Origin of the sequence: Candidatus Darwinibacter acetoxidans (assembly GCF_041936445.1) — a bacterium.
GTDB lineage: Bacteria > Bacillota > Limnochordia > Darwinibacteriales > Darwinibacteriaceae > DTU010.
The window spans coordinates 1-2,685 of record NZ_JBHGXH010000217.1 but is presented as its reverse complement, the minus strand read 5'-3'; the positions used below and the strand labels follow the sequence as shown (position 1 = coordinate 2,685).

Below are 2,685 nucleotides of genomic sequence, written 5' to 3'. Positions count from 1 at the left end.
CCCTGATCCACCGAGCCTTATTCGGTGGTGATTTCCGGCGGGACTTCAGCGGAGGGTTTCTTGGGGCTTGCTGGTTTGGGTGTGACAGGTTCGCCGGTCTGCCCGGCATTTCCACTATCGGTTCCTCGGTTGGGCCCGTTGGGGCGGATCGGTCAGGCGGCCAGTGCCGGTGGTGGCCGGGTCGTATGGTCGAACATCTGCTGCCAGGCGTGTTCCCAGGGCCAGTCGGTTGGTAGGTGCACGATCTGGTTTCGGGCATGGTTCGCGATCCGGCCGGGCAACTGGATCAGCTCGTCCCGGATGGTCGCCGCCCGGGCCCGGGCATGCCGCTTGCCGGCAAGGACACCGAGGGCGCGGGACAGGTTGAACGCGGTCACCGCGTAAGCCAGCCACGCGGCGTTCGCGGTGTACTTCCCGGAGGGGAGGTGCGCCAACGGTCCGTCCTTGAGCTCGGCGATGACTTGTTCGATGATCGCGTGACCACGATGATGTTGGTCGGCGGCGACCGTGGACAGGGTGGAGTTGGTGATGAACCCGTGGTGCCGATACGCGGCGAACAGCTCACCCTGCACCGTGCCATCGCTGGCTTTCGGCTGGAGTCGTCGGACCCGGCGCACGACCAGCCGGCACCGGATCCGGTGGGCCTTCTTCTTGGAGGAGAACGCCACAAAGCAGGTCTCGGCGACCTCGGCATCCGAGACCCAATACCCGCCTTCGGGCAAGGATGGATCGTTCTCCCAGACCGCGTTCGGGTACTGGATCGGGGTCCACGCCTCCTCCGGTATCCGGGTGATCGCGCCGGTCACGGCCTTGTTCAACCTGACCGTCACCGAGAACCACATCCCCGCTTTGACCATGGCCGCGACCAGGTCGTGGCGGTAGAACGCCGAATCGGCCCGGCCCAACAGGCGGGCCGTGACCCCAGCCTTCCTGGCTGTGGTCACCGCCCGGGTCAGCATCGCCGCCGAGCCCTTCCCCGACGCCGTGTTCCCCTTCCGCAACGACGACGCCACGATCACCGGCGCCGCTAACGGCGTCGAGATCACCGCGAGCATCGCGTTCAACCCGTAGGTCTTGTTGTAACCGTAGGCCGCGGCCTGTTTGGCGTAGCCGTGGACCTGCCGGATCGTGTCGTCCAGATCCACGAAGCCGATCCCCTCCGGGTCGGTACCGCCACCGAGCAGGCCCGGCGCCCGCGCCGTGAGCCGAGCCAGCAGCCGGGAGCTGACCGCGTCCAGCTGCTTGACATGACCGTGGGTGAATGACCGCAGGAAGCTGCCATACGTCGACGGTGCCCGGATGCCGTCGAACAACTTGTCCATGCCACCATGCCGCAGCCGGTCCAGGTCGTCGATGCTGTCCGCACCGGCCAACATCCCCGCCACCACACCGACCGACTTCACCACCGCATTCGGCGACTCCACCGATAGTTGCTCACCCAACAACTCATGCAAACCAGCCGATTCCGCCAGCGCGAGCGCCGGGACCAGACCCGCGTAGCCGACCAGGTTCGGATCATCGAACACCGGCTGAACCCTATGAGATACTCGCACTACGAGGTGCCCCTTCTTGACCGGCTCGAATGATGATCTAGACACTCACCATTCTCCCTGGTCAGAGGGGCATTCTCGGCTCAGGACACGCCCACCCAGACACCCCCAAACCCATGATCAACGGTGGATCAGGGCTGAGTAGGTGAGGCTGGTCAGTTTCGCGAGGTCCGCATCGGCGATGGCGGACATCGGCACCTCGTGAAGTTCGAGTTCGGTGAGTTCGGGTAGGAGCGGCAACGGCGTTGGATCGTCGACCTCCGAAACCGGCCAGAATTTGAGGCTGGTCAGCTTGGGCAGAGTTGCGGCCGCAATGACTGACATCGGTACGTCGTGAATCTCGAGCTCGTTCAGTTCGGGCAAAGACGGCAGCGTCAATGAACCATTGGTCTCGGTACTGCCCCAATAGATGAAGTGGTCCAGCTTTGGCAGGTTCGCGGCTGATGTCGCCGATAGCGGGAAGTAGGACCACTCGAGCTTGGTCAACTGGGGAAAGACCGGGACGTTCGGCGGTGTGACGGTCGAGGAATAACTGAGCGATTGGAGTGTGTCCTTGCCCGCCAGGGGCGCCAGGTCGAGCAGGCTCTCGGTCGCCAGAGTCAACTCGGTGAGTGGCAGGTCCCTCAATGGAGCGACGTCCGCCAGATCGTAGCCATAGATGGCCAGTGAGGTCAGGTTGCTCGCGTGCTCGAGCCCGGATAGGTCGTGGACAGTCCCCCAATAGTCGTCTCTGCAATTGAGGCTCTCCAGACTCGCCAGTTGCCCCTCGGTATAGGTTGGCGCCGGCTCCACTTCGAGAAAATGGGCGATGCATTCCTGGAGTCCGTAGTCCGGGATGTCGACCGAGTCGTCGGGAGCGGCAAGGGCTGGTGGTGCGAGTCCTATCGCCAAGGCTGCGACGGCAGCCACTGCGACCAGACGCCTGAGAGCTTTCATGGGTGGGAATCCCCTTCCTGACGTGCCTGCCATCCGGCCCCATACGGGCTCGTGACATTTGGAAGCGCAGGCAATGGACAAATCGGTGATCGAGAGGACTCTCGTTCAGCCCTGATCCACCGTTGATCATGGGTTTGGGGGTGTCTGGGTGGGCGTGTCCTGAGCCGAGAATGCCCCTCTGACCAGGGAGAATGGTGAG

2 protein-coding genes are annotated in these 2,685 nt (G+C 63.7%); both read right to left on the bottom strand.

Going from position 1 to position 2,685, the window contains the following annotated elements:
• Window positions 1–152: 152 nt before the first annotated feature.
• Window positions 153–1,553: an IS1380 family transposase gene (locus ACE4YL_RS08295; protein ID WP_461369497.1), complete on the bottom strand. Its 1,401-nt coding sequence runs from the start codon at window positions 1,551–1,553 to the stop codon at window positions 153–155.
• Window positions 1,554–1,670: 117 nt separating this feature from the next.
• Entirely contained in the window at window positions 1,671–2,486 is an 816-nt protein-coding gene (locus ACE4YL_RS08290) for a hypothetical protein (protein WP_461369496.1), read from the bottom strand.
• Between the last annotated feature and the right edge of the window lie 199 nt (window positions 2,487–2,685).